The sequence below is a fragment of the Allomesorhizobium camelthorni genome, assembly GCF_011045125.1.
Classification (GTDB): Bacteria; Pseudomonadota; Alphaproteobacteria; order Rhizobiales; family Rhizobiaceae; genus Allomesorhizobium; species Allomesorhizobium camelthorni.
In genome coordinates this window covers 1-1562 of record NZ_JAAKZF010000234.1, presented here as the reverse complement: position 1 = coordinate 1562, position 1562 = coordinate 1, and the positions used below count along the sequence as shown (strand labels likewise).

At 58.3% G+C, this 1562-nt stretch carries 4 protein-coding genes; 3 read left to right on the top strand and 1 reads right to left on the bottom strand.

Going from position 1 to position 1562, the window contains the following annotated elements:
• Positions 1 to 208 (top strand): hypothetical protein (locus G6N73_RS35545; protein WP_165034521.1); only part of this gene is annotated, 208 nt, incomplete at its 5' end.
• Positions 209 to 673: 465 nt separating this feature from the next.
• On the opposite strand, the gene G6N73_RS35540 is transcribed toward G6N73_RS35545, so the two are convergent.
• Positions 674 to 985 (bottom strand): hypothetical protein, encoded by a 312-nt coding sequence (locus tag G6N73_RS35540; RefSeq protein WP_165034520.1) that lies wholly within the window; start codon positions 983 to 985, stop codon positions 674 to 676.
• Positions 986 to 1086: 101 nt separating this feature from the next.
• Between G6N73_RS35540 and G6N73_RS35535 the strand changes: the two genes are divergently transcribed.
• Together G6N73_RS35535 and G6N73_RS35530 are read left to right on the top strand one after the other, a co-directional pair.
• Positions 1087 to 1365: a hypothetical protein gene (locus tag G6N73_RS35535; RefSeq protein WP_165034519.1), complete on the top strand. Its 279-nt coding sequence runs from the start codon at positions 1087 to 1089 to the stop codon at positions 1363 to 1365.
• Between the two features lie 10 nt (positions 1366 to 1375).
• A partial coding sequence (locus tag G6N73_RS35530) for an SOS response-associated peptidase family protein (protein ID WP_165034518.1) occupies positions 1376 to 1562 on the top strand: 187 nt, incomplete at its 3' end.

Genomic DNA, 1562 nt, shown 5'->3' with positions numbered 1-1562 from the left:
CGGCCTGCCCCGCTTCATAAGGGACGATGTGGTTTCCAGTCTTTGCCTCGCAATTCTGGAAGGCGAGATCAACGTCAACGACATGGCGGCACAGGCGAAGGTGTACTTGCGGGCCTATAATCGCGAATACGACACGTTCCAGACGGTTTCACTGGATAAGTTCACCCCGGGCACCAAGACGACCTATCTGGATGCGCTCGTGGCTTGAACGCCGTAGAGGCAGGCCACCGCCAACGAAAGAGTGGATAAAACAATTCGGCACCCCAGCATTTCCAAGGCTTTCAGCATTTTCTTGTCCACGTGGTTCTGCCGCACGGGAGAATCCTCCTATTCAAACAGGAGGCCCACATGGAATCTCAGATTGCTCTCATTTCAATCGCAGCGGTTACGGTGCTTAGCGTCGGAACGGCGACGATAATCACTCTGACGGTCGATGTCCGTAGCAGGCCGGGCATACAGAGCCTGGTCGAAGGTTTGATGCGTATCGCAATACTCGGCGCAGGGGCGCTTGTTGCCCTGACGGATGGGGGCATCCAACTATGGGCATAGCGTCGCTCGTTGCCTTTGTGCTGGCCGCCTACGCACTTTGGCGGCCTTCCATCCCAGCTTGGCTCCTCGCTGCCGCTGCGAACATCGTGGCGGCGTATGTTCTGTGGGCAGGCTGGAACTGACGCTACTCGTCCCGCCACACCGGCACGCGCTGGATCTTGATTGCTACCAGCCGGCGGACACGAAGGCCCACGGCCTCGCTTCCGGTTGGCGAGAACGCGTCCACCCTGATGCTGCCTGGGCTGTTGCAGCCTTCACATTTCATGCGGCACATCAGCGAATCGACATCCACATCGCCGAAAATCTGGATCAAGTCCGAGGGAAAATAGTTGTGCGTCCGCCTGCAGTAGCAGCAGCGCACGCGAACCATCTGCCTGCCATCGTTGAGGTTGGACAGCAGATAGTCTTTCTTCTTCGGCCAATAGGGTTCCGGCATGGCCTGAAATAGGAACGCATTCCTTCCGTCGTCAAGCTGGTATTGACTCTTTTGTTCTCATTTCGTTCACTGCCCGCAGGACATGAGACGGAGGCGTGAAAATGCCGGCGAAGATGCAAAGGGCGGCGGGAGACTGGGCGGCCGCACGCCCTGCCGAAGCAAGGCCCGACATGGATCGGGCAAACGAACTCTGCCTGCAGCTCTTGGCGGTGCTTGGCGACGAAGAGGGTCCATTGACGGCGGCTAATGCACTCAAAATGTTGACATCGAACTTCATCTCGAACGTCGAGCCGACCCGCGAGCGCGCTGGCCAATATCTTGAGGGGTTCTCGAAATCCGTCGCGGTCGATCTCGACCAGCTCTATTCCGGCAAGCGCTGACACGAAACGCATGTGCGGACGCTTCACGAGATACCTGCCCTGGTCCGAAATCGTGCAGCTCTACCGGCTGACGCTAGATTACGAGATCAACAAGAACACGGCGCCGGCCTACAACATCGCGCCGACTGTCGAGGTGGCATTCGTCACCGCCAGCGACAATGGTAATCACAAGCTGCGCGAGGGCTGCTGGTGGCTGG

Excerpts from the sequence above, each read along its gene's own strand:
- G6N73_RS35535 (WP_165034519.1), top strand. The coding sequence starts at position 1,087 with ATGCCGGCGAAGATGCAAAGGGCGGCGGGAGACTGGGCGGCCGCACGC.
- G6N73_RS35540 (WP_165034520.1), bottom strand. The coding sequence starts at position 985 with ATGCCGGAACCCTATTGGCCGAAGAAGAAAGACTATCTGCTGTCCAAC.